Source organism: Stenotrophomonas sp. GD03654, from assembly GCF_029845105.1.
Taxonomy (GTDB): Bacteria; Pseudomonadota; Gammaproteobacteria; order Xanthomonadales; family Xanthomonadaceae; genus Stenotrophomonas; species Stenotrophomonas africana.
Genome location: NZ_JAOCLC010000020.1, coordinates 1 through 24132, shown reverse-complemented (window position 1 = coordinate 24132; position 24132 = coordinate 1). Strand labels below are relative to the sequence as shown.

Annotated in this window: 15 protein-coding genes and 1 pseudogene; 8 read left to right on the top strand and 8 right to left on the bottom strand. The window is 66.4% G+C overall.

The window, feature by feature from the left end:
- Positions 1-14: 14 nt before the first annotated feature.
- Positions 15-2687 carry a pyruvate dehydrogenase (acetyl-transferring), homodimeric type gene (aceE, locus tag N5J73_RS09660; protein WP_164078714.1) on the bottom strand — a complete coding sequence of 891 codons (2673 nt, stop codon included), beginning with the start codon at positions 2685-2687 and terminating at the stop codon, positions 15-17.
- 245 nt (positions 2688-2932) lie between these two features.
- Positions 2933-3079 (bottom strand): hypothetical protein, encoded by a 147-nt coding sequence (locus tag N5J73_RS09655; protein ID WP_239508903.1) that lies wholly within the window; start codon positions 3077-3079, stop codon positions 2933-2935.
- 91 nt (positions 3080-3170) lie between these two features.
- On the opposite strand from N5J73_RS09655, the gene N5J73_RS09650 reads away from it, so the two are divergent.
- The 4 genes from N5J73_RS09650 to N5J73_RS09635 all read left to right on the top strand — a co-directional run bounded on the left by N5J73_RS09650 (position 3171) and on the right by N5J73_RS09635 (position 9386).
- Entirely contained in the window at positions 3171-3686 is a 516-nt protein-coding gene (locus N5J73_RS09650) for a sigma-70 family RNA polymerase sigma factor (RefSeq protein WP_049449583.1), read from the top strand.
- Positions 3683-4705 carry a FecR domain-containing protein gene (locus N5J73_RS09645; protein ID WP_049449585.1) on the top strand — a complete coding sequence of 341 codons (1023 nt, stop codon included), beginning with the start codon at positions 3683-3685 and terminating at the stop codon, positions 4703-4705. The genes N5J73_RS09650 and N5J73_RS09645 overlap by 4 nt, the downstream gene beginning before the upstream one ends.
- Before the next feature lie 141 nt (positions 4706-4846).
- Entirely contained in the window at positions 4847-7780 is a 2934-nt protein-coding gene (locus N5J73_RS09640) for a TonB-dependent receptor (protein ID WP_164078713.1), read from the top strand.
- 10 nt (positions 7781-7790) lie between these two features.
- Positions 7791-9386: an alkaline phosphatase D family protein gene (locus N5J73_RS09635; RefSeq protein WP_049449589.1), complete on the top strand. Its 1596-nt coding sequence runs from the start codon at positions 7791-7793 to the stop codon at positions 9384-9386.
- Between the two features lie 114 nt (positions 9387-9500).
- Here N5J73_RS09635 and N5J73_RS09630 read toward each other — a convergent pair whose 3' ends face one another.
- From N5J73_RS09630 to N5J73_RS09615, 4 genes and pseudogenes are all read right to left on the bottom strand, one after another.
- Positions 9501-11609, bottom strand: a complete 2109-nt coding sequence (locus N5J73_RS09630) for a phospholipase C, phosphocholine-specific (protein ID WP_049449591.1) — start codon at positions 11607-11609, stop codon at positions 9501-9503.
- A gap of 8 nt (positions 11610-11617) precedes the next feature.
- Positions 11618-13994 (bottom strand): annotated as a pseudogene (locus N5J73_RS09625) (TonB-dependent receptor).
- 115 nt (positions 13995-14109) lie between these two features.
- Positions 14110-15036: a c-type cytochrome gene (locus N5J73_RS09620; RefSeq protein ID WP_049449593.1), complete on the bottom strand. Its 927-nt coding sequence runs from the start codon at positions 15034-15036 to the stop codon at positions 14110-14112.
- Positions 15033-16379 (bottom strand): cytochrome c, encoded by a 1347-nt coding sequence (locus tag N5J73_RS09615; protein WP_049449610.1) that lies wholly within the window; start codon positions 16377-16379, stop codon positions 15033-15035. Before N5J73_RS09615 ends, N5J73_RS09620 begins: the two co-directional genes overlap by 4 nt.
- A gap of 183 nt (positions 16380-16562) precedes the next feature.
- Here N5J73_RS09615 and N5J73_RS09610 point away from each other — a divergent pair, with 183 nt between their 5' ends.
- Positions 16563-17681: an alpha/beta fold hydrolase gene (locus N5J73_RS09610; RefSeq protein ID WP_049449596.1), complete on the top strand. Its 1119-nt coding sequence runs from the start codon at positions 16563-16565 to the stop codon at positions 17679-17681.
- Between the two features lie 81 nt (positions 17682-17762).
- Here N5J73_RS09610 and N5J73_RS09605 read toward each other — a convergent pair whose 3' ends face one another.
- On the bottom strand, positions 17763-18902 hold the full coding sequence (locus N5J73_RS09605; RefSeq protein WP_049449598.1) for an MFS transporter: 1140 nt from the start codon (positions 18900-18902) through the stop codon (positions 17763-17765).
- 184 nt (positions 18903-19086) lie between these two features.
- On the opposite strand from N5J73_RS09605, the gene N5J73_RS09600 reads away from it, so the two are divergent.
- Together N5J73_RS09600 and N5J73_RS09595 are read left to right on the top strand one after the other, a co-directional pair.
- The gene (locus tag N5J73_RS09600) at positions 19087-19782 is read left to right on the top strand and encodes an alpha/beta hydrolase (protein ID WP_049449601.1); all 696 of its coding nucleotides are present in this window, start codon (positions 19087-19089) and stop codon (positions 19780-19782) included.
- 133 nt (positions 19783-19915) lie between these two features.
- Positions 19916-22120 carry a TonB-dependent siderophore receptor gene (locus tag N5J73_RS09595; protein WP_049449604.1) on the top strand — a complete coding sequence of 735 codons (2205 nt, stop codon included), beginning with the start codon at positions 19916-19918 and terminating at the stop codon, positions 22118-22120.
- A gap of 113 nt (positions 22121-22233) precedes the next feature.
- Here the strand turns inward: N5J73_RS09595 and N5J73_RS09590 are convergent, their stop codons facing one another.
- Positions 22234-22935: a pirin family protein gene (locus N5J73_RS09590; protein WP_049434728.1), complete on the bottom strand. Its 702-nt coding sequence runs from the start codon at positions 22933-22935 to the stop codon at positions 22234-22236.
- Between the two features lie 140 nt (positions 22936-23075).
- Here N5J73_RS09590 and N5J73_RS09585 point away from each other — a divergent pair, with 140 nt between their 5' ends.
- Positions 23076-23996 carry a LysR family transcriptional regulator gene (locus tag N5J73_RS09585; RefSeq protein WP_049449607.1) on the top strand — a complete coding sequence of 307 codons (921 nt, stop codon included), beginning with the start codon at positions 23076-23078 and terminating at the stop codon, positions 23994-23996.
- The last annotated feature ends 136 nt before the right edge of the window (positions 23997-24132 follow it).

The window sequence follows — 24132 nt, the reverse complement described above, 5'->3', positions numbered from 1 at the left end:
ATGGCACCGGCACCTTACACCGTCGCCGGGTCGCGCTTGCCGGTGTCGATGCCATACGTGTCGATGGCCTCCTGCATCCGCGAGCGCTCGATGCGGCCTTCGTCGGCCAGCGACTTCAGGGCTGCCAGCACGATGAAGTGGCGATCCACTTCGAAGAACGTGCGCAGCGACTCACGCGTGTCGGAACGGCCGAAGCCATCGGTGCCGAGTGCGGTGAAGCGACGGTCGTTGATGAAGGGACGGATCTGGTCGCCGACGATCTTCATGTAGTCGGTGGCCACCACCACCGGGCCTTCATGGCTCTGCAGGCACTGCTGCACGTAGGGTACGCGCGGTTCCTCGGCCGGGTGCAGCAGGTTCCAGCGTTCGGCGGCCAGGCCGTCGCGGCGCAGTTCGGTCAGGCTGGTCGCGCTCCACACATCGCTGGCGATGCCGAAGTCCTGCTGCAGCAGTTCTGCCGCGGCTTCCACTTCGCGCAGGATCGAGCCGCTGCCCATCAGCTGCACGCGTGGCTGCGAGGCGGCATCGGCGGCTGCCGGACGCAGCAGGTAGAGGCCCTTCAGGATGCCGGCCTCGGCGCCTTCGGGCAGTGCCGGCTGTGGGTAGTTCTCGTTGAGCACGGTGATGTAGTAGTAGATGTCTTCCTGGTCGACATACATGCGGCGCAGGCCGTCATGGATGATCACCGCCAGCTCGTAGTTGTAGGTCGGGTCGTAGGACACGCAGCTCGGAATCACCGACGACAGCACATGGCTGTGGCCATCATCGTGCTGCAGGCCTTCGCCCATCAGCGTGGTGCGGCCCGACGTGGCACCGAGCAGGAAGCCGCGGGTACGCGCATCGGCAGCGGCCCAGGCCAGGTCACCGACGCGCTGCAGGCCGAACATCGAATAGAAGATGTAGAACGGAATCGTCGCCAGGCCGTGGTTGCTGTAGGCGGTGCCGGCGGCGATCCATGAACAGATCGCACCGGATTCGTTGATGCCTTCCTGCAGGATCTGACCGTCCTTGGCTTCCTTGTAATAGCTCAGCTGGCCGGCATCCTGCGGGGTGTACAGCTGGCCCAGGTAGGAGTGGATGCCGATCTGGCGGAACAGGCCTTCCATGCCGAAGGTGCGCGATTCATCGGGCACGATCGGAATCACCAGCTTGCCCAGTTCCGGGTCCTTCAACAGGCTGGTGAGGATGCGCACGAAGCCCATGGTGGTGGACTGGCCGCGATCGCCACTGCCCTGCAGCGGGGTGTTGAAGATCGACAATGGTGGCAGCGGCAGGGGATCGACCTTGGCCAGGCGCGCTGGCAACTGCCCACCCTGGATGCGGCGGCGCTCGGCGAAGTAAGCCGCCTCGGCGCTGCCCGGTTCCGCGCGCAGGTAGGGCATCTCCTCCAGCTGGTCGTCGCTGACCGGCAGGTTGAAGCGGTCACGGAAGGCACGCACCGCGTCGGCGCTCATCTTCTTCAGCTGGTGGTTGATGTTCTGGCCTTCGCCGGCCTCGCCCATGCCGAAGCCCTTGACCGTCTTGGCCAGGATCACTGTCGGCCGGCCGCGGGTGTTCACCGCCTGCTGGTAGGCGGCGTACACCTTCTGCGGATCGTGGCCACCACGTGCCAGCGCCCAGATGTCGTCGTCGCTCATGTGCGCGACCAGCGCCAGCAGCTCGGGGTAACGGCCGAAGAAGTGTTCGCGCACGTAGGCGCCGCTCTGCGACTTGAAGGTCTGGTAGTCGCCGTCCACGCACTCCATCATGCGCTGGCGCAGCAGGCCGCCGTGGTCGCGGGCCAGCAGGTCGTCCCAGCCACTGCCCCAGATCAGCTTGATCACGTTCCAGCCGGCCGCGCGGAAGGTGCCTTCCAGTTCCTGGATGACCTTGGCGTTGCCGCGTACCGGACCGTCCAGGCGCTGCAGGTTGCAGTTGACGACGAACACGATGTTGTCCAGCCGCTCGCGGCCGGCCAGGGAAATTGCCGCCAGCGATTCGGGCTGGTCCATTTCGCCGTCGCCGAGGAAGGCCCAGACCTTGCGGCCCTGGTGTTGTTTCAGGCCGCGGTACTCCAGGTAACGCATGTAGCGCGCCTGGTAGGCGGCGGTCAGCGGGCCCAGCCCCATCGACACGGTGGGGAACTGCCAGAACTCCGGCATCAATCGCGGGTGCGGATACGAGGACAGGCCTTCGCGGCCGGCTTCGCGGCGGAAGTTGTCCATGCGCGCTGGATCGATGCGGCCTTCCACGTACGCGCGGCCGTAGATCCCCGGCGCGGAGTGGCCCTGGATGTAGATCATGTCGCCGTCGAAGGTGTCAGTACGGCCACGGAAGAAATGATCGAAGCCCACGTCGTACAGCACAGCCGCCGACTGGTAGGTGGCGATGTGGCCGCCGACGTTGGAGTGCTTGCCGGCACGCAGCACCATCACCATCGCGTTCCAGCGGATCATCGCGTTCAGGCGGCGCTCGATGGCCAGGTCACCCGGGTAGGTCGGCTGGCGCTCGGGCGGGATGGTGTTGACGTAGGCGGTCCAGGCACGGGTATGCAGGTCGCCGTGCTGCCGGGCGTCCAGATCGCTCAGCTGGTCGATCAGGTAGTGCGCGCGCGGCCGGCCGCCGGCCTGCATCACCGCCTCCAGCGATTCACGCCACTCCTGGGTTTCCAGTGGATCGGTATCGAAGGGAATGAGGGCTTGGTTCATGGCTGTCTCCAGAGGGCGCCGGTCGGACGTCTGCCTGGGCGACAACACCGGCAGGGCGCACGGCACTGGAGCGGGGTCGCAACGGCGGGGGCAGTGACGCGAAGGGCGACCGTGGCGGCCACCGAGAAGACAAGCGTAGGCCTGCCCCCCACGCTTCGGTAGGTGGGCGGGGCTTGGGTCTCTGGCAAGCAAGGGTTGGTGCCGCGCACCGTATCATGGGCCGATGCGCTGGGCGCGGCCGCTGATCAGGCCGGGGACAGCCCCGGCAGGAACACCGGGATGATCGCCACGCCGACGCCCAGCAGGCACCAGGCGACGATGGGCAACCAGCGCGCCAGGCGTTGGGCGGGTTCCGGTAAACGACGGCCGCCGGGACATTGCAGGGGCGGCACTCCAGCGGCTGCCCGCCGGTCGTTGAAACGCCACTGTCATCGATGGCGGTCACCCTGCGGGGCTTTCCAGCCTCGGGGTGGTTGGCCGGCCGTGAACAGCGTGAGGATCTGGGAGAAGAGCTACGCGCTGCGGCGCCGGCTGCTGCGTGGCTTCTTCCTGCGTCGCGGTTCGGCCAGCGAGGATGCCGAAGACCTGGCGCAGGAGGTCTACCTGCGCCTGCTGCGCAGCACCGGCGAAGATGCCGGTGCGGTCGAGAACCCGGAAGCCTACCTGTTCACCGTGGCGGCCAACCTCGCGCGCGAGCATGCGCGTGCGCGGTCGTCGCTGCCGCCGCTGGAAGACGTCGATCTGCTGGCCGAAGTGCTGAAAAGCGAAGAAGACATCGAAGGTGAATTCGAGCGTGCGCAGCGCTGGAATGATATCCGCAGCACCATCGCACGACTGCCGGCAACCACGCGGCGGGTGATGGAGCTGCACTACCGCGACGGGCTGGATTGCCCGGCCATCAGTCAGCAGCTGCAGGTGTCGGTGCACATGGTGCGCAAGCACATCGGCAAGGGGCTGGAGGCCTGCAGGAAGGCGCTGGGCGCCAGGGAGCACACATGAACCGGACCTCATCGCCCGTAGTCGACGACACGATCGCCTGCGAGGCCATGGACTGGTTCCTGCGCAATCGCGACGGAACACTGGGCGAGGCCGAGCGGGTTGCGTTCCTGGGCTGGATGAAGCACTCGCCGGAGCACGTGCGCGCCTACATGCACGCCCTCGCGTTGCACCGGCAGGTGGGTGAGGCGCTGCAATCACCGTTGCCTGAAGAGGCGCTGGTACCGCCACGGCAGGTCGCCGCCAAGGTGGTGCCGCTGTTCGCCAGCGTGCACGCACCGCCGCGCGCTGTGCCGCGTCGCGGTCGTGCGCGCTGGTGGGTGATGGCCGCCGCAGCCTGTATCGCCCTGCTCGGCGTGGGCCTGGTTCCGCAGGTGATGCCTACCGGGCAGCTGTACAGTGCCGGACAGGGTGAACTTCGCGACCTGGTGCTGCCCGACCAGACCCAGGTGCGGCTCAACGCGGACAGCCGCCTGCGGGTACGCATGGGCTGGTTCAGCCGCAAGGTGGAGTTGCTGCAGGGTGAGGCCACGTTCGATATCGCCGGTGACCGACGGCCGTTCGAGGTGCAGGTGAACGGCTTGCAGATCCGCGATATCGGCACGGTGTTCGATGTGTCCCGACGGTTGCAGGGCACGCGCATCGGCGTGGTTTCCGGCGAGGTGGAGGTATGGAGCCAGGGCGCGGACGCCCGGCGCCTTGCGCAACTGGGCGAAGGCCGGGTGGTGCAGGTCGACGCGCGCAGCCATGCGGTGGAGTCGCTGGATGTACCGTTGTCGATGCTGCTGGACTGGCAGCGGCGCAAAGTGTCCTTCCTGGATGAGCGGCTGGACGAGGTGGCCGCTGCCTTCAACCGGCACAACCAGGTGCAGGTGCGCGTGCTGGACGAAGGTGCGGCATCGGCACGGTTGTCGGGCAGCCTCGATGCGCATCGCATCGGTGCGCTGCAGGCCTTCCTCGAACGCGACCCGCGCTTTGTGGTGAGGCGCGAAGGCGACACCGTGCGGGTTGGCAGCCGCTGAGGCCCGTGTGGTCGTGGACTGTCAGAAAAAATTCATCGAATCCGCGTTCTCCACTTCAGTGGATGCGGGCTCTTACTTGGGAGAAGCCGCTGCCGATCCGCGCAGCGGCACCTGCTGCCTTCTCTCTTCCAAGGACCCGTGATGCGCAACACGCTCTACCTGTCGATCATCCTCGCCCTGTCTCCCTGCAGCGTGCCGTCGGCGGCTGCGGCCACTACCGATGGTCTCGAGGCCCGCGTTTCGGCGCCGATCGAGGCGCAGCCGTTGGCGCGTGCGCTGGAGCAGTTGTCGCGCAGTTCCGGGGTGCAGTTCCTGTACTCGGCCGGCGGTGATGCCCGCATGGCCGGTGCGGTGCCGCGCGGTGCCACCGTCAAGCAGGCGCTGGATGCACTGCTGGCCGGTACCGGCCTGGGCTACACCGTGGTGGATGGCAATGTCATCGCAATCGATCCGGCACCCGTACGCAACGCGCCGAAGCCGGCCCCGCCGAAGCCGCGCGAGGCCGAGGCGATGGTGGCGCCGACCCTGGACACGGTGAAGGTGATTGCCGCACATGAGGTCATCGACCAGAAGAAGTCGTCGCCGGTGATCAAGGATTCGGTGGTGTATGACGAGATGGACAGCTACGGCGACGAGACCCTGGCCGAAAGCCTGATGGCCGCGCCAGGCCTGAGTGCGGTGGAGGATGCCGGTGAGCCACGTTACGTGACCGTGCGCGGCGTACAGGCCAACCTCAACTACACCACCATCGATGGCATCGCGATTGCCAGCGTGGGAGGCAGTGGCTCCGGCGAGCGCATGAACAACCTGCAGCTGATTCCCAGCGACATCGGCACCCGTACCGACATCTACAAGAGTTTCAGTGCCGAGCAGGCCCCGGATGCGATCGGCGGCGTGATCGACATCATCAGCCGCAGCGCCTTCGATCGGTCCGGCAAGTACGTGTTTGCCGATGTGGCAGGCATCTATTCCACCGCCGAGACCAACGTCGAGCGCAGCGCTGGCGGCAACCACGAGACCCTGGGCCACTTCGGCAAGAGCGCCAAGATGGTGTTCTCCAACCAGTTCGGCGTCGACCAGTCGTTCGGCATCGTTGCAGTGGCACGCTATGAGCAGCGTTCGCGCAACAGCGTCAAGCGCTGGGTGGAGTCGAACTACTACTACAACGACGCTGGCAAATACCTCACCGACGGTACCACGGGTCCGGACGAGGCCAAGGGCTGGAACGGGTTGCGTGCGCCTGGCAACTTCAGCACCGGCACCTATACCAACTTCATCACCAACTTCGGTGGCTCCGCCAAGCTTGAGTGGAAGCCCTCGGATGATCCGTTCTACGCATCGCTGCTGCTGTACTCGTACCGGTTCTACGAGAACTCGACGATGAACAAGACCGATCTGTACGGCAACGCCAAGTTTCCGATCCGCAACCAGACCGAAGACAGCGGCACCACCCAGATCAACAGCATCTACATCAAGAACCGGCACGACCGTTGGGACCGCAACAACCGCGGTGCCATCGCCAGCTTCAACTGGGATATCGGTGATCGATCGCAGCTGACCCTGCGCGGTGGCCATACCGAAGAGACCTTCCACAACAACCAGGTTTACTGGGGGGTGCGCGCCTACCCAAGCAATCTGTTCGTCGATTACGAGAATGACAGCCACGGCTTCCCCAACGCGGTGGCCGTTTCCGATTCCAGCCTGCTGACCAGTTCCGCATTCAAGCTCAATCCGGCGCAGGCCTACGTCTCCCCGCGCGATGCCAAGGAGAGCATCGACAACCTGCGCGCCGACTTCAGCTACAACATCGATGCCGATGCGAGAGGTTTCGGCCTGGCCGCCGGTGCCGAGTACCGCCATCTGAAGATCTGGCAGGACATCGACTTCGACTATTTCAAGAGCAGTGCCACGCTCAACGATTACCTGTACCCGGGTTCGACGCTGCTGGGCAGCGTGCCGGGCTTTCCGCTGATCGACAACCGCAAGTGGAACGAGGAACTGCTGCCAAAACTGGGCAACAACAATGCGGCGTATCCGAATGCCAACGTCACCAGTGACTACAAGTACGTGGAGGACATCACCAATGCCTATGTATCCGCGCACTACGCCTGGGACCGGCTGCTGCTGATCGGCGGCCTGCGTTACGACCACACCCGCTTCGATGCCTACAGCCCGTTCAGCGATGATGGCGGCACTACCTATACCTCCGCCTTCCGCAACACGAGCGGTGGCTACAACAATCTGCTGCCCTCCTTGAATGCAACCTTCAAGCTTACCGAGAACCAGCGCCTGCGCTTCTCCGCCAGCCGAACGCTGGGCCGGCCGACGCCGAGCAACATCGCCCAGGCCACCAGCACCAGTTGCGGCGATGACGAGGAGGGCAGGGGCTTCTGCAGCATCAAGCAGGGCAATGCCAACCTGCAGCCGCGCCGTTCCACCAATATCGACCTGGCGTGGGACCTGTATTTCAACGGCAACAACGGCCTGGTCTCGGTGGCGCTGTTCGACAAGGTGATCAAGGACGACATCTACACCCTGACCACCTTCGAGAACGTGGGTGATACCCGCTACCGGGTGACTCAGCCGATGAACACCGATGAGTCCACGCTGCGCGGTGTCGAGTTCGCGGTGGCCAACCGCAACCTGCAGTGGGGCCGCCAGCGTTTCGACATGTACTTCAACGCCACGCGGCTGGAAGGCCAGACCAACTACCGCATCAGTGATGGCACCGAGCGCCGCCTGGACCGGCTGCTGTACCAGCCGGACTGGTCGCTCAACGGTTCGGTGATCTGGCGCATGCCGTGGAAGAGCGCGCAGCTGCGCCTGTCCGGCACCTACCGCAGCCGCATGCTGGTCGACTTCGGCGACACCCAGTGGCTGGATTCGCACTACGACCCTTACATGACCTTCAACATGGGCTTCAGCCACAAGGTCAGCAGGCACGTGACGCTGAAGTACGAGGCCAAGAACCTGTTCAACACCCAGCCGACCTACAGCACCGGCCCGAACGGGCGCTTCCGTACCGAGATCGACGACTACGGCCGCTTCTTCTACTTCCACATCATCTACAACTGAGGGCACAGCCGTGGATACGATCAATCGCAGGCGATTCCTGGCCCTGGCCGGCCTCTCTGCCGCCGGCGCCTGGATGGGCACCGCACACGCGCTGGCCGCGCAGGCCGATGCCACCGCGCTGAACCCGCGCAACCTGCTGGCCAAGCCGCGCTTCGCCAGCACACCCTTCACCCTGGGCGTGGCCTCGGGTGATCCCTCGGCCGATGGCATGGTGCTGTGGACACGGCTGGCAACTGAGCCACTGGTGTTCGGCGGCGGCATGCCGACCCGGCCGATGGTGGTCGAATGGCAACTGGCAGCAGACGATGGCATGCGCAAGGTGGTACGCCAGGGCTCGGCAATGGCGCATCCCGAGCTTGGGCACGCCGTGCACGTGGAGCTGGACGGGTTGGCGCCTGGACGGCCCTACTGGTACCGCTTCACCATCGGCGGCCACGCCAGTGCGGTCGGTTGCACCCGCACGCTGCCCGCAGCCACGGCCGTGGTGGATCGCGTGCGTTTTGCGGTGGCCGGTTGCCAGCACTACGAAGAAGGCCACTACACCGCGTGGCGGCGTATTGCCGAGGAGCCGCTGGATTTCGTCTTCCACTACGGTGATTACATCTACGAAGGCGAAAGCCAGCCGGGCTTGCGGAAGATGAACGGCCAGCCGTTCACCAACCTGCGGAATCATGTCGGGCCGCAGACCTACACGCTGGACGATTACCGCCGCCGCTACGCCCAGTACAAGAGCGATGCCGACCTGCAGGCCGCGCATGCGTCGGCACCCTGGTTCGTCACCTTCGATGACCATGAGGTGGACAACAACTGGGCCGGTGCCGAAGACCAGGACGATACGCCCAGCGAAGTGTTCCTGCTGCGCCGCGCACAGGCGTTCCAGGCCTACTACGAGAACATGCCACTGCGCCGTTCGGCATTCCCTCGCAATGGCCACATGCAGATGTACCGGCGCGCACGCTACGGCACGCTGATGGATCTGCACCTGCTCGATACCCGCCAGTACCGCAGCAAGCAGGTGAACATGGCGCTGCGTGAGGAGGTGGAATCGCCGGAGCGCAGCATCGTGGGGGCGAAGCAGGAGCGCTGGCTGTTCGACGGCCTGGCCGATGCCGCACCGCGCTGGCACACCATCGCCCACCAGGTGGCGCTGGGCAACTACATGCGCGAGAAGGACGGCGTGGTGCAGTCGTCCGATGACCAGTGGTCGGGCTACCTGGACAGCCGCCGGCGCCTGCTTGACCACATCCAGAAGGTGGGCTTCGGCAACGTGGTGACCGCCTGCGGCGACGCGCATCGCCACTATGCCAGCGATCTGGTGCAGGACTACCGTGACTCGGGTGTGGTCTCCAGCGAGTTCCTCGCCACGTCGATCACTTCCGGCGCCGATGGCCAGGGTGTGGACGCGTATGCCAGGAACCAGCTTGCGCACAGCCCCTATCTGAAGGCGACCACCGACAAGCGTGGCTACGTGCTGTGCGATGTCACCCGCGACGCGTGGATCGGCGACATGAAGACGATGGACACCGTGATGCAGCCGAATGGCGCGGTGCAGAGCTGGAAGCGCTATGCGGTGGAACACGGCCGGCCGGGGCTGCAGGAGGCCTGATCAGGCCAGCCCCCTTGTAGAGTCGAGCCATACTCGACTGCTTTTTCCGATCAATGATCGAAGCACGATTGAAAAGCAGTCGAGCATGGCTCGACTCTACAACGGCCGGGTTGCTCAATCGTGTTCGAACCGCAATGGCTCGCTGCCCATCGCCGGGTCACTGGTGCCGGGGCGCCCATCCTCGGCGCGGCCGGCCAGGCGCAGGGTACTGTCGCCCGCACCGATGTGCAGGTCGTACCAGCCTGCGGTGGGCGTTGCGTCCCACGCCAACGTGGTCTCCGCGCGCGCCGGCAGGGCCACCGTCTGCTCGGGCATGTGGCCGGCGTAGGCGCCCGCCTGCACACGCACCTGCTGTGCGCTGTCATCCAGGTTGCGCAGGTGCAGCCGCAATTGGCTATCCGCGCGATCGATTGAAGCCTGCACGGCAGGATCCTTGGCCGCCCCCTGGAAGTGGCGGTGGAAGCCGTTTGGGCCCAGCAGCCACAGGTCATAGCGGCCCTGCGCATCGAGCGGCCAGCGCTCGCGCAGCGGTATACCCGGCAGCAGCGTGTAGCGGCGTGGCACCGCATCCAGCCGCAGCCGGTCGTAGACATGCAGCACCGCCGCTGCACCTTCGCAGGCCAGCGCCAGATCCACACCCGAGGCGTCCACCGCAGCGATCGATGCCTGTGGTCGATAGGGCAGGGCGCGCGCCGGGCGTACGCCGATTTCCTGCTTTGCTGGTTTCAGCCCCTCCGGCAGCGCCGGCACGGTACGCCCTGGCAAGGCAGCGGCACGTGCGGCCACCGCGCTCACATCGGGCAGGCTGCGGACGAACGGGCGGGTATCGCGCTGGGCGAAGTCGAAGGCACCCGTCAGGTCACCGCAGACCGCGCGGCGCCACGGCGAGATGTCCGGTGCGGCCACGCCAAAGCGTCGTTCGATCAGCCGCATGACCGAGGTATGGTCGTACACCTGCGAATCGACCCAGCCACCCCGGCTCCACGGCGAGATCACATACAGCGGCACGCGCGGGCCCAGTCCATACGGGCGGCCGCGCAGTTCGGCGAGGTCGTACTTCTCATCACCCGGCGCAGGATGGCGATGGTACTCGCCTTCGGTACTGACCGAAGACGCACCCGCCCAGCCAGTGCCCACTGGTGAAGGAGGAGCCGGCGGAGGCATGTGGTCGAAGAAGCCGTCGTTCTCGTCGAACATCAGCAACAGCGCGGTGCGGCTCCAGACTTCCGGATCGGCAGTCAGCGCATCCAGCACGCGCGCGGTATAGGCCGCGCCCTGCGCCGGGCTGGAGGGCCCGGGGTGCTCGCTGCCGGCCGCGTCGGCGATGATGAAGCTGACCTGCGGCAGGCGCCCGTCGAGTACGTCCTGGCGCAGCTGTGCCAGGCCACGCGTGCTGACACCGCGTGCGCGCAGCTGCGGATCATGCCCGGGTGCAGCGCTGTACGCCCGACGGAACGCCTCGAAGCCGGCCAGCGGGTTGTCGGTGAAGTTGTCGGCCATGTCCTGGTAGATCTGCCAGGACACGCCGGCCTTCTGCAGGCGCTCGACATGGCTGGTCCAGCGGTACGACGCCGGATGCCCGCCGTGTTCGGGGAAGTTGTCATGCGAATTGGCGATCACCGGGCCGCCGGCGCGGGCCTGTGCATCGTTGTGGCCGGTCCACAGGAACACCCGGTTCGGGTTGGTGCCTGCCTGCATCGCGCAGTGGTAGGCATCGCAGATCGTGAAGGCATCGGCCAGGGCGAACTGGAAGGGCAGGTCGCTGCGCTGGAAATAGCCCATCGAATGGTTCTGCTTGGCTTTCGGCCATTGCCCCATGCGTCCATGGTCCCAGGCACGCTGTGCATCAGGCCAGGTGTGCGGCGTGCCTTCCACCCGCATGTAGCCGAAGTGCGCAGCGGTATCCAGCGGGAACGGTGCGATCGCGCGCGTGCCGCTCGCGTCGGGTTGCAGCCACAGGCTGCGCGCGCGGTCACCGGCCTGCAGCGCGGCGGCCGGGGCCACGAAGCGGTCGCCGAAGCCACGTACCCCCGGCAGCGTGCCGAAGTAGTGGTCGAACGAGCGGTTCTCCTGCATGAACACCACGATGTGCTGCAGGTCTTCCAGGCTGCGCGTCTGCGCGGCGGGTGCGATCGCTGCAGCCCGGGCGATGCTGGGCAGCAGGGGGGAAAGGCCGGCGGCAGCGCCGGCCTGCAACAACCGGCGTCGGCCGATATCGGTCACGGGTTCACTCACAGGTCCACACGGAAGGAGATGCCGACGGTACGCGGTGCGCCGATGAATGCGTTGTCGCGGCCATCCACCCCTGCAAGATACCGCTTGTCGGTGAGGTTGCTCACCACCAGGTTGGCGCCCATGCCCTTCAGGCGCGGCGACAGGCCCTGCAGGTCGAAGCCGATGTTGGCGTTGAACACGGTGGCCGAGGGCAGCTTGTTGACGTTGGCGGCGTCGAGATAACGCGTGCCCAGGTAACGGCCGGACAGGCCGAAGTTCCAGTTCTCGCCCTGCCAGTCGGCCGACAGCACCAGGGTCTGTTCAGGCTGGCCGATCACCTTGGCGCCATCGACGATGCCCAGCTGGGTATCGCGCGGCATCGCCACTGCCCAGGTACTTGGAGCGGTTGTAGGTATAGGCGGCGTTGAGGCGCCAGCCGTTGTCCCAGCCGTAGCCGAACGCGGCTTCCAGGCCGTTGCTTTCCACACCGCCGAAATTCTCGTAGACGCCGTCGGTCTCGCCGAGATAGTCGATGCCACTGACGAAACCTGCCGGCAGGTAGACGATGCGGTTGTCGAACTTGATCTTGTAAAGGGTCACCGAGGCGGTCAGCGGCCAGCGGCTGATGCGCATGCCCACTTCGATGTTGTCGGCGGTCTCCGGCTCGACGTTGCGGAAGCGTTGCGGATCAGTCTCGCCAAGCACGCCGGAGGGAATGGCGGCGAAGTTCTGCGAGAAGCCCGCGAACAGCTCCATGCCTTCCACGCCCGGCGCCCAGGTGAAGCCGGTGGAGAGCAGCGGATCGGACTTGGAATCGGACGTCACGTGTTCGCTGGCGCCGATCACGCGGCGACGCGACTGGTCGACGAAGAACTGCTTCACGCCCAAGCGTGCACTGAACGGCCCGAAGCGGGCCACGTCCTCGACGTAGTACATCTGCTCGTCGACCTTGTACTTGTCCTCGAACTGCACCCAGTACGGCTGATGGTCGAAGGCGATGTCCTGGCCGACGTTGAGCAGGCGGTGCCAGTCGCGGCGTGCCGAACGGTCCAGCTTCTCCACCCACAGGCCGCCACGGATCGTGTTGTCGACTGCGCCGAAGGTCTGGCGCCACTCGACGTCGGTCGTCACGCCCATGCGGTCGTTGTCGTAGTGGGTGTGGCGATACGACTGCGCGCCCAGCACGTTGCCGGCGTAGCAGTTTGGATCATACTCGGCGGTGAAGCCCGGGCGCGGGGTGCAACTGGCCAGGCGCTGGGCGGCACTGCCATCGGGATTGACGAAGAAGATCTGGCCGCGGTTGCTGCCGCCATACACGGTCTTGCCACCGACGTATTCCGATTCGGGGCGGCCCGCACCCTCATCGCTGACCTGTGCCAGGTAGGGGGGCAGCCAATCGCCACGACCTTGCATGCGGTGCCCGTAGGCGGCCACCGAGGCCTTGAAGCCGTTGCCGCCGTCGAAGGCCGCACGCAGGTAGCCGAAGGTGTTCTCGCGCAGTGCACGCGAGCCGGAGCGGTAGTTCTGGTCCAGGTAGGGAATGCCGGTGAGGGTCCCCACCAGGTTGTCACGATCCGGATTGGTGGCGAAGCCCTTCGGTGAGACGCTGGTGTATTCCGGCTCGTCGGCATCGTTGTAGGACAGGTAGCCGGTCAGCGTCCAGCGGTCCAGTTCGGTGATGAACTTGCCGGCGATGTGGTCGTTGCTGGTCTTGCCGCTGCCGTCGATCCAGTCGTGCACGCGCGCGGAGGAAGCGCTGACCCAGGCGCGGGTGTGGCCGCCGAGCAGGCCGGTGTCGTAGCGCACGTAGTACTTGCGTGCCTCGTTGTCACCGGCGCCGACCACGAAGCGCAGGCGGCTGTCCTGCAGCGGATCGCTGGTAAGGAAGTTCAGGGTGCCCCCGAGGGCTTCGTTCGAGCGCGAGGAGATATCAGCGGTGCCCTGGCTGACTTCCACCGTTTCCAGGTCCAGGGTGTCGATGTAGCGGTTGGCCAGCGAGCCGCCGCCGTAACCTGAGCCGCCATTGGGCAGGCCGTCGATGGTAGTGCCGATCTGCTGGGTGTCGCGGTTGGTGACGAAGCCACGCATGCTGATTTGCGTACCCCACACCGACGAGCCGGTGGCATCGGCCTCGCTGACCACCACGCCAGGTACCTCGTTGAGCGCGTCGTTGACGCTGCTCATCACCGTCTGGCGGTTCAGCGTTTCCGCGCGCACCGAGGTCTTGGCGTAGCTGGTGGCCTGGCCGATCACCTGCACCTGGTCGAGGGTGCGGGCCTCACTGCTGCGCGCTTCAGCGGCATCGCCCTGCGGTGCTTCGGCAAGGGCGTCCAGTGCGGGGGCGATCAGCAGGGCAAGCAGCGAGACACGGGGAAAGCGCGCAGACGTTCGCATCGAGACCGGACCTTCAGAGGAGGGAAGCCCCGGAGTGTCGGCAGCGCCAATGACATCGGCATGACGTGGCGATGCAGGAATCGTGTTGAGCGACGGCCGGCACCTGCTGCCTGCTTCAGTACCGCGCGTCCTTGGGTTTCGGGTCGCGTGGCCAGTCCTTACCCTTGTTGGCAAAATCCGGCCGCGGCTGGTTGATGAAATAGCCGGCAATGTCCACCGCATCCTGGTCGGGCATCACCTGCTGCCCCAGTGGCGGCTCGCGGGTCACCGCCGGTGGCATGTTGTGCTTGACGAAGCCGGCGGCCTTGTACAGCCGCGCCATGCCGGCGCCGATGTTGAAGCTGTGGTCGCCCCACAGCGGCGGGAAGGCGATGTCACCGCTGGCGTCGCGCCGTCCTTCGCCGTTGTCGCCATGGCACGCGGCGCACTGCACGGCGTACAGCGCCTGGCCGCGGACCGGGTCCGGGGTCAGCGTGCTGTCGATGGGCCCCTCACTGGGGGCGGCCACCTTTGCACCCTCTGGCACCGGACTGCTCAACCACGCCATGTAATCGAGCATGGCGCGCATCTGCGGCGAGCCCTTCGGCAGCGGCTTGCCGTTCATCGAACGCTGCAGGCAGCCGTTGATGCGCTCGGTCAGCCCGATCACCTTGCCCGGACGCGGCATGTAGCGCGGATAGGCGCCGCCGCCGGTATTGAAGTAGTGATTGCCGAAAGGCCGCTTGCCCTCGGCCATATGGCACGAGTTGCAGTTCAGATCGTTGCCGACGTTGTCCGGCAGCAACCGTGCGGTCTCGTTGAGGATGCGGCGGCCGAGCATCACCGATTCGGCATTGCCGAGCCCGGCGATCTCCTCGGCACTCGGCGCATGGTAGTGGCCGACCACCTTGCCCTGCGCATCGAGCATATCGATCGTGCTGGCCACGGCGGCATCCAGGTCCGGGTACAGATGACGGTAAGCGAGGGTGCCGGCGCCCGCCAGCACCACGAGGGTGATCGCACTGCCGATCAGCAGGCGGGAACGCGTGCGCGAACGCTTCATCGTGCGGCCTCCTGCGGAACGTAGTGCACTGGCTTGTCGCGCACCACCCGGCGCATGCGCGCCACGTCGACCTCGCTCACGGCGCTGGCCTGGTTGCCCCAGCTGCTGCGGATGAAAGTCAGGATCTGCGCCAGCTGCGCGTTCGGCAGCTGTTCGAAGCCGGGCATGGTGAAGGCCATCCGGTCGTGCGGGGTATGCGGCGTGCGGCCACCGATCAGGGTCACCTGCACCAGCGAACTGGGATCATCGGCGAACACGATCGAGTTGCCAGCCAGTGCTGGGTAGACCCGTGGCATGCCGCGGCCGTCGGCGCGATGGCAGGCCTGGCAGTGCTCTGCATAGGCCAGCGAGCCGGCCACGCGATAGTCGCCACTGCGCAGTGCGGCGGTGGTGGTGTCGGTACCGGGCGACCACTGTGCGCTACGTCCTTCGCGGGCCGGCAGCTGTTTCAGGTAACGGGCCATGGCCAGCAGATCGGCGTCGGACAGGTACTGCGTGCTGTGCTCGACCACGTCGGCCATGCCACCGAAGGCCGCAGAGCGATCGGTGCGGCCAGTGCGCAGGAAATCGACGATCTCACCCTCGCTCCAGCTGGCCAGGCCGGTCGATTCGTTGCGCAGGTTCTTCGCGTACCAGCCTTCCAGTACCGAGCCGGACAGAAATTGGCGACCGCCATCGTCGGCCATCGCCTTTTCCTGGAAGGCCAGCCCGCGTGGCGTGTGGCAGGCGCCACAATGGGCCAGGCCTTCCACCAGTTCGGCGCCGCGCTGCTGGCCGGCATCCTGCGACGGATCCGGGTTGAACGTGCGCGGGCGTGCGAACAGCAGCTGCCACCAGGCCAGGGGCCAGCGCATGTTGGCCGGCCATGGAATCGTGCTGTCGGCGTTGCTTTGCTTCACCGGCTGCACCGAGCCCATGAAATAGGCATACAGCGCCTTGATCTCGGCATCGCTGGCGATCACGTACGAGGCGTACGGCATGGCCGGATACAGCGGCTGGCCGTCGTGGCGGATGCCGCGGCGCACCGCGCGTTCGAAATCGGCGTAGTCATAGGCACCAATGCCGGTGTCCGGATCGGGCGTGATGTTGGTCGAGTAGATCGTGCCCATCGGCGTCTGCATGCCGAGGCCACCGGCGAACGGCCTGCCGCCCGGCGCGGTGTGGCAGGCCGCGCAGTCGGCGGCGCGCGACAGGTACTGTCCCTGCGCGATCAGCGTCGGATCGTGGATGTCGACCTGCGCCGACTGTCGTGGTGCGAACCAGTAGGGCGTGGTGCGGGCGATGCCGTAGGCGGCGGCCAGCGTGGCGGCCAGGGCAATGGCGAGCTTGAACGAGGTGCGCATGGCGGCACTGTGGGCAATGCCGCGCGCGCGTTCATTGATCCGGATCAATGACTGAACGGATACAGCGTTCACACCAAGCTGAATCGTTCCTGCGTTGTCATCAAGCCGTCATCCGCGCGCGATAGATGGCCCACGCCCGCATCGCTAACCTGCCACGCTGTCGCACCTTTTCCCTGATTGCCCATGAAGCGCCTGCTGCTGTTGTTGCTGGCGTGCGCCGGCCTGTGGCTGGCTGCATGCTCGTCCTCGATCAATGCCTCGTCCACCTCGCTCGCCGATCGGCTGATCGCGCCGGGTGGCGTATCGACCCTGCTCGATCGCCCGCGCATTGCTGCGGCCATCGCTGAGCTGCCCAACCGCCACGGTTTTGCGCCCGGCCGCGATGGCGTGCCGATCTTCTGGCGCGTGTTCGATCCTGGCGATTACGGCGCGCGTTACCACTACCTGCCGCAGCGCCACGAGAACGGCCTGCCGCTGGATACCGGCCTGAGCCTGGCAGTACCGCAGCCGTTCCGCGCGCAGGCACCGCGCGGCACCGTGGTGCTGCTGCACGGCTGGATGATGAACGGTGATTCGATGCTGCCATGGTCGCTGCAGTTGGCCGAATCCGGCTACCGCGTGGTCACGCTCGACTTGCGCAACCATGGACAGTCCGGTACCGGGCCGTCGGGCTATGGCACCTATGAATCGGATGACGTGGTCGATGTGATCGGCGAGCTGCGTGCACGTGGTGAAGTGACCGGTCCGCTGTACCTGTTTGGCGTGTCCTATGGTGCGGCCACGGCGGTGTTCACCGCCGACAAGCTCGGTGACCAGGTGGAAGGCGTGGTGGCGATGGAATCGTTCGCCAATGCCGGCGTAGCGATCCGCACGATGATCCCGCACCTGATGGGACTGCAGCCGGAAGGCCTGAAGGCGCAGGCGGTGGCGTCGTACGCGCGTTGGCGCTATGGCGGCCAGGACATCAACCAGGTGATCGCCGCCGCCAGCCGCCGCATCGACGTCGATCTGGACCGCGTGGATGTAGCGCGCGCGCTGGCCGATACCCGCGCCTGCGTGCTGCTGCTGCACGGGCAGGGCGACCAGCACATTCCGGTCAGCCAAGGGCGCGAACTGGCCCAGGCCAACCCGCGCGCGCACTACATCGAGATGCGCGGCGAGGACCACATTACCCTGCCGCTGCGGCTGGACCTGCTGGCCGGCGTGGTCGATGACTGGATGGCGCGCGACGAGCACCATCCGCAGAGCGCCTGCCCGGCTCCCCAGTTGCCGGCCCAGGCCGAGTGGCTGACGCGCAGCTGAGAAAAGGGGACGGAGGGGATTAAGTCGCATCTGCCACAGGTGTGCTGCAAACGACTTAATCCCCTCCGTCCCCTTTTTCTGTCAGGCCACCCGTCGTGCCAGCGAGCGGGCAGACGCCGCGACGCCCAGCAGCAGCGCGGCTACGCACAGGAAGGCGAAGCCGAGGCTGGTGCCGTGTGCCAGCGCACCGATCGCTGCGGGGCCGGCGAGAATGCCGGCGTAACCCAGCGTGGTCACTGCGGTGATGGCGATGCTCTCCGGCATCGCCCGCTGCTGGCCGGCCATCGAGAACAGTGCCGGCACGATATTGGCGCAGCCCAGCCCGACCAGCACATAGCCCGCCAGCGCCACCGGGAACGACGGTACCAGGGTGGCCAACGTGAAACCGGCTGCGGCGGTGATGCCGCCGAAGACCAGGGTGCGGGTGCGGCCGAGGCGCTCGACGATGCCGTCGCCGAACAGGCGCATCGCGGTCATCGCCAGGGTGAACAGCGCGAAGCCGGCGCCGGCCTGGTCACGCGGCACCTGCCGCACTTCGGCCAGGAACACCGCGCTCCAGTCCAGCATCGAGCCCTCGGCGAGGAACACCACGAAGGCCAGCACGCCGATGAACAGCACCACGCCGTGCGGCAGCGCCAGCAACGGTCCTTCGTGCAGGATCCGTTGCGGACGCCAGTGCGGCGCCGACAGTACCGCGACCAGCAGCAGCGCCGCCACCGAAACCAGCGCGGCCAGCCACAGCGGCGTGCCGAGGATCAGCAGGCCGGTCATGCAGCCGGCACCGACAAAGCCCCCGATGCTGTAGAAGGCATGGAAGCCGGACATCATCGCGCGCCCGGCGTCGCGCTCGACCGCCACCGCCTGCATGTTCATCGCACAATCCAGCGCACCGACGCCGGCGCCGAACACGAACAGTGCCGCGCCCAGTGCCACCGGCGAAGGCGCCAGCACCAGCAGGGGCAGGGCGCACAGCATCATCGCGCAGGTGATCACCATCACCCGGCGGCAGCCCAGTCGCCCGGTCAGCGCACCCGCCAACGGCATCGCCAGCAGCGAGCCGAGCCCGAGGCACAGCAGCACGGCGCCGAGGCTGGCGTCGGACAGTCCGGCCTTGGCCTTGGCGTAGGGCACCATGGGCGCCCACGCGGCGGTGGCGAATCCGGGAATGAAGAAGGCGGCGCGGGTGGCGTGCTGCTGGGCACGTGGGGATGAAGGCGTCATGCGCGATGCGAAGCTCCAGGGGACGTTTATGGAAACGTTTTCAGGTCGGCTCGGCAAGTGCCATGCGTGACATCGGGCGACGCATACGATTGCAGTGACCCGATCGCGTCACTGGCGATTAACGTCGCCCACGGACAGTGGCTGCACGGTCGGCATCCCGCCGGCCGCTGCCGGAGATCCGTACATGAGCACGACACCGACCATCCTCCTCGTCCATGGATTCTGGGGCGGGGCCGCACACTGGGCCAAGGTGATCCTGGAACTGCATCGCAATGGCCACGACCGTGTGCAGGCGGTGGAACTGCCGCTGACCTCGCTGGCCGACGACGCAGGGCGAACCCGGAAAATGATCCGGCAGATCGACGGGCCGGTACTGCTGGTCGGCCACTCCTATGGCGGCGCGGTGATCAGCCAGGCCGGCAACGAGCCCAACGTGAAGGGCCTGGTCTACATCGCCGCGTTCGCGCCTGATGCCGGCGAGAGTCCCGGTGGCATCACCCAGCAGCACCTGCCGGAGGCGGCGCCGAACCTGGCACCGGACAGCGATGGCTACCTGTGGCTGCGTGCGGACAAGTTCCATGAGAGCTTCTGCCAGGATCTGAGCGAGGACGAGGGCCGGGTGATGGCGGTGACCCAGAAGGCGCCGCTGGCCAGTACCTTCGGTGATGCGGTCAGCGATCCGGCGTGGAAGCACACGCCGAGCTGGTACCAGCTGTCCCGCCACGACCGCATGATCGCGCCGGAAAACCAGAAGGCCATGGCCGCAAGGATGCAGCCTAAGCGCCTGCTGGAGCTGGATGCCAGCCATGCCTCATTGGCCTCGCAGCCGAAGGAAGTGACGGCGCTGATCCTGGAGGCGTGCGCCGCCATCGGCGGCTGATAGCTGCGGCAGCGCGTTGCACGACAGCCGGGGCGCAGGGGAGTACACTCCTGCGCTTGCGGCTATCCGGCCGCGTCCCTCTCTTCCCTCCAGCCGCCGCCAGAGGATCCCACCCTATCGTGGAGGTCCCGCCGTGCTGTCCGTGCCTGTTGCCCATGCTCCGTTTCCCTTGCCGCGTCGCCGCGCGTTGCCGCAGGCGCTCGCGCAGGGCCTGCTGATCGCTGCACTGGCCAGCAGCAGTATTGCTGCTGCCCAGTCCAGCACGGATCCAGGCAAGGATTCCCAGGCGCCTGCATCGCAGACCCTGCAGACGGTACAGGTCACCGCCAACCTGCTCGGTACCATCACCGAGGGCAGCGGCGCCTATACGCCCGGCACCATTGCCACCGCTACCCGCCTGGTGCTGACGCCACGGCAGACCCCGCAGACCATCAGCGTGATCACCCGCGCCCAGATGGATGACTTCGGCCTGCACGGCATCGACGACGTGATGCGGGTGACCCCCGGCATCAGCATCGTCACCTACGACAGCGAACGCACCGAGTACTACGCGCGTGGTTTCGCGATCCAGAACTTCCAGTACGACGGCATTCCGATGTCGCGCAATTCGGCGTACTCCGCCGGTAACACGCTCAGCGATACCGCCATCTACGACCGCATCGAGGTGCTCAAGGGCGCGACCGGCCTGTTGACCGGCATGGGCGATCCGGGTGCGACCATCAACCTGGTGCGCAAGAAGCCGGCCAAGGACTTCGCCGGCAGCGCCTCACTGGGTGTCGGCCGCTGGGACGACTACCGCGCCGAGCTCGATGTCGGTGGTCCGCTGACTGCCGATGGCCGCCTGCGTGGCCGTGCCGTGGGGGCCTGGGAAGACAAGCACTCCAACCTGGACCACTACCAGCGCGCCAGCAAGGTCGGCTATGCCGTGCTGGAAGCCGATCTGGGCGAGCGCACGCTGTTGTCGATCGGTGGCGACGTGATGGACAGCGACCCGAAGGGCTCCACGTGGGGCGGCATTCCGCTGCTGGACAGCGCCGGCAACTTCAACCGCATGCCTCGCTCGTTCAACAATGGTGCGCAATGGGCCGGCTGGCGCCAGTACGTGCGTACCGGTTTCGCCACGTTGGAGCACACGTTCGCCAACGATTGGATTGCCAAGCTGCAGCTCAACCATCAGGTCAACGGCTATGACGCCGCACTGGCCGGTGCCGCCGCCGGCAATCCGGATCCGTTGACCGGCGAGGGCGTCAGCCTGTGGCTCGGCAAGTACGTCGGCAAGACCGTCAGCAATGCCGCCGACTTCTATGTGAGTGGGCATTTCGGCCTGTTCGGCCGCGAGCATGAGCTGGTGGTCGGTGGCAGTGCCTCGCGCAAGCGCTGGACCAATACCGGCTACGGCCCGCAGGCGGGGTTCCCGGATACCGTGCCGGACTACCGCAGCTGGAATGGCGACATTGCCGAACCGCAGTGGCAGCGCACCTATGACAACAATGAAGTGACCCGTGAGAACGGGCTGTACGTGGTCGGCCGTTTCGACGTGGCCGATCCGTTGAAGCTGATCGTCGGCAGCCGGCTGGCCAGCTACCGCTCGCCGGATACACGCGAGACCGGCGTCTATGTGCCGTATGCCGGTGTGGTCTACGACCTCGGTGAGCACTACTCGGTGTACGCCAGCTACAGCACCATCTTCAAGCCCCAGGGCGAGCGTGACGAACAGGGCAAGGCACTGGATCCGCTGGAAGGCCGCAGCTACGAGATGGGGCTGAAGGCCGAGTTCTTCGATGGACGCCTCAATGCCAGTGCGGCGCTGTTCAAGCTTGATCAGGACAACTTCGCCCAGCCCACCGGCGGCAAGACACCGGATGGCCAGGATGCCTACCGCGCCTTGATGGGCGTGCGCACCAAGGGTTACGAGCTTGAAATGTCGGGTCAGCTGGGCGAGGGCTGGCAGGTGCAGGGTGGGTTCTCCCACAAGATCGCCCGCCAGGCGGGCACCAAGGTGACCACGCTGGAACCGGAGAACCAGTTCAGCCTGCATACCCGCTATCGCCTGCGCGGTGCCTGGCAGGCGCTGACGCTGGGTGGTGGCGCGCGCTGGCAGGATTCGACCTTCGGCGAGATCACCAATCCGGCCACGCAGGCCAAGGTGGTGCATCGCACGCAGCCTTACTGGTTGCTCGACGCGATGGCGCGCTACCAGTTCAACGATCGCCTGTCGGCCACGGTCAACGTCAACAACCTGCTCGACAAGCGGTACTACACGATCTTCAACTGGTACAGCACCTACACCTGGGGTGAGCCGCGCAATGTACGGCTCACCGTGAACTACAGGTTCTGACGCGGGTCCTGTAGAGCCGAGCCCACGCTCGGCTGGCTGTCGCACCGCAGCCGAGCATGGGCTCGGCTCTACACGTACGCCCGCGATGCTCTGCAGCATCGCGGGCGTTGTCGTTACAGCGGCAGGTCGAACACCAGCACTTCAGCGTCGTTGCCGTTTTCCAGGGTCAACTGCGCTTCGTCGCTGACCTGCAGCGCATCACCGGCTTCCAGGGTGATGCCGTTGACCTGCAGCTGGCCACGCGCCACCTGCACATAGGCGCCACGACCGTTGCCAAGCGCATGGTGCAGCTTCTGGCCGCCATCGAGGATGGTGGCGAAGATGCGGGCATCCTGGTGGATGCGCAGCGAACCGTCGGCACCGTCCGGCGAGGCGATCAGGCGCAGCTGGCCGCGCTTGGTCTCCGGCGCGAAATGGGTCTCCTCGTACGACGGCGTGATGTTCTCGGTGTCCGGGAAGATCCAGATCTGCAGGAAGTGCACGGTCTCGTCGGCCGAGTGGTTGAACTCGCTGTGGCTGACGCCACTGCCGGCGCTCATGCGCTGCACGTCGCCGTAGCGCAGCACCGAACCGGTGCCCATCGAGTCCTTGTGCTCCAGCGCGCCGCCCAGCACGTAGGAAATGATTTCCATGTTGCTGTGGCTGTGGGTACCGAAGCCCTGGCCGCCGATCACCTTGTCTTCGTTGATCACCCGCAGCGGGCCGAAGCTGACGTAGCGCGGGTCGTAGTAGTTGGCGAAGGAGAAGGTATGGCGCGAGGACAGCCAGCCATGCTCGGCCAGGCCACGGGTAGCGCTCTTGCGGATCTGCAGCATGATGGAATCTCCTTGTTCGATGGTTTCGATGGGGCGGGGTGGGCCGGTAGCCGCTGTGTTTCCCCGTTGCAGAGAAGTATCCGCTTGCGCCCGGGGTTTGAAAAACGGATAGTTTTGACAGCCATCATCGAAAAATTCGAATGCTCAAGCTCAGCCTCGATGCCCTGCAGATCCTGGATGCCATCGACCGCCGCGGCTCGTTCGCCGGCGCCGGCAAGGCCCTGCACAAGGTGCCCTCGACCATCTCCTACACCGTGGCCAAGCTGGAGGAGGACCTGGGCGTACAACTGTTCGACCGGATCGGCCCGCGTGCCGAGCCGACCGAGGCCGGACGCGCGCTGCTGGACGAGGGGCGGCACCTGCTGCGCGCCGCCCGGGAGCTGGAACTGCGGGTGCGGCGGGTGGCCTCGGGCTGGGAGACCGAGCTGACCCTGGCGGTCGACTCGGTGTTTCCGACCTGGCTGTTGGGGCCGGATATCGCCGCATTCCGTGAGGCCGAGGCGCCGACCCGGCTGCGGCTGATTGGCGAGGCCCTGTCCGGCACCTGGGAAGCCCTGCTGGACCGCCGTGCCGACCTGCTGGTCGGTGCGCCGGGCGAGGGGCCCAGTGGCGGTGGTTACGTGGTCGAGCCGCTGGGCACGGTGGAGTTCGTGTTCGCGGTGGCGCCCGATCATCCCTTGGCGGCGGTGCCGGGCGTGCTCGGTCGCGAGCAGCTGGTCGAGCATTGCGCGATCGCCGTCTCCGATTCGGCGCGGCGGCTGTTGCCACGCACGGTCGGCCTGTTGATGGGGCAGGAAATGCTGACGGTGCCGGACATGGCCAGCAAGCTGAAGCTGCAGTGCGAAGGCGTGGGCTTCGGCTTCCTGCCCGAACCGTGCGCGCGCGCTGCGGTGGCGCGTGGCCAGCTGGTGATCCGTGAGGTGGAGGAACACAAACCGGAAGAGACCTTCTGGCTGGCCTGGCGCACCGGCGAGGATGGCGCTGCACTGCGCTGGTGGCGCGAGCGCCTGCGCAGGCCGGAGCTGCTGTCGCAGTGGTGGCAGGCAATGGCCAGAGGGTAGGGGTTTGGCAGGGCTGCGCCCTGCACCCGCTACGATCCAGAGCAACAGCAACAGCAACAGCAGAAGCTGGTTTCCTGAGGGATGGCGGGGTGGGGCCGGTTGCGGGAGACGCCGTAAACCCGTCCATGGGGGCTTG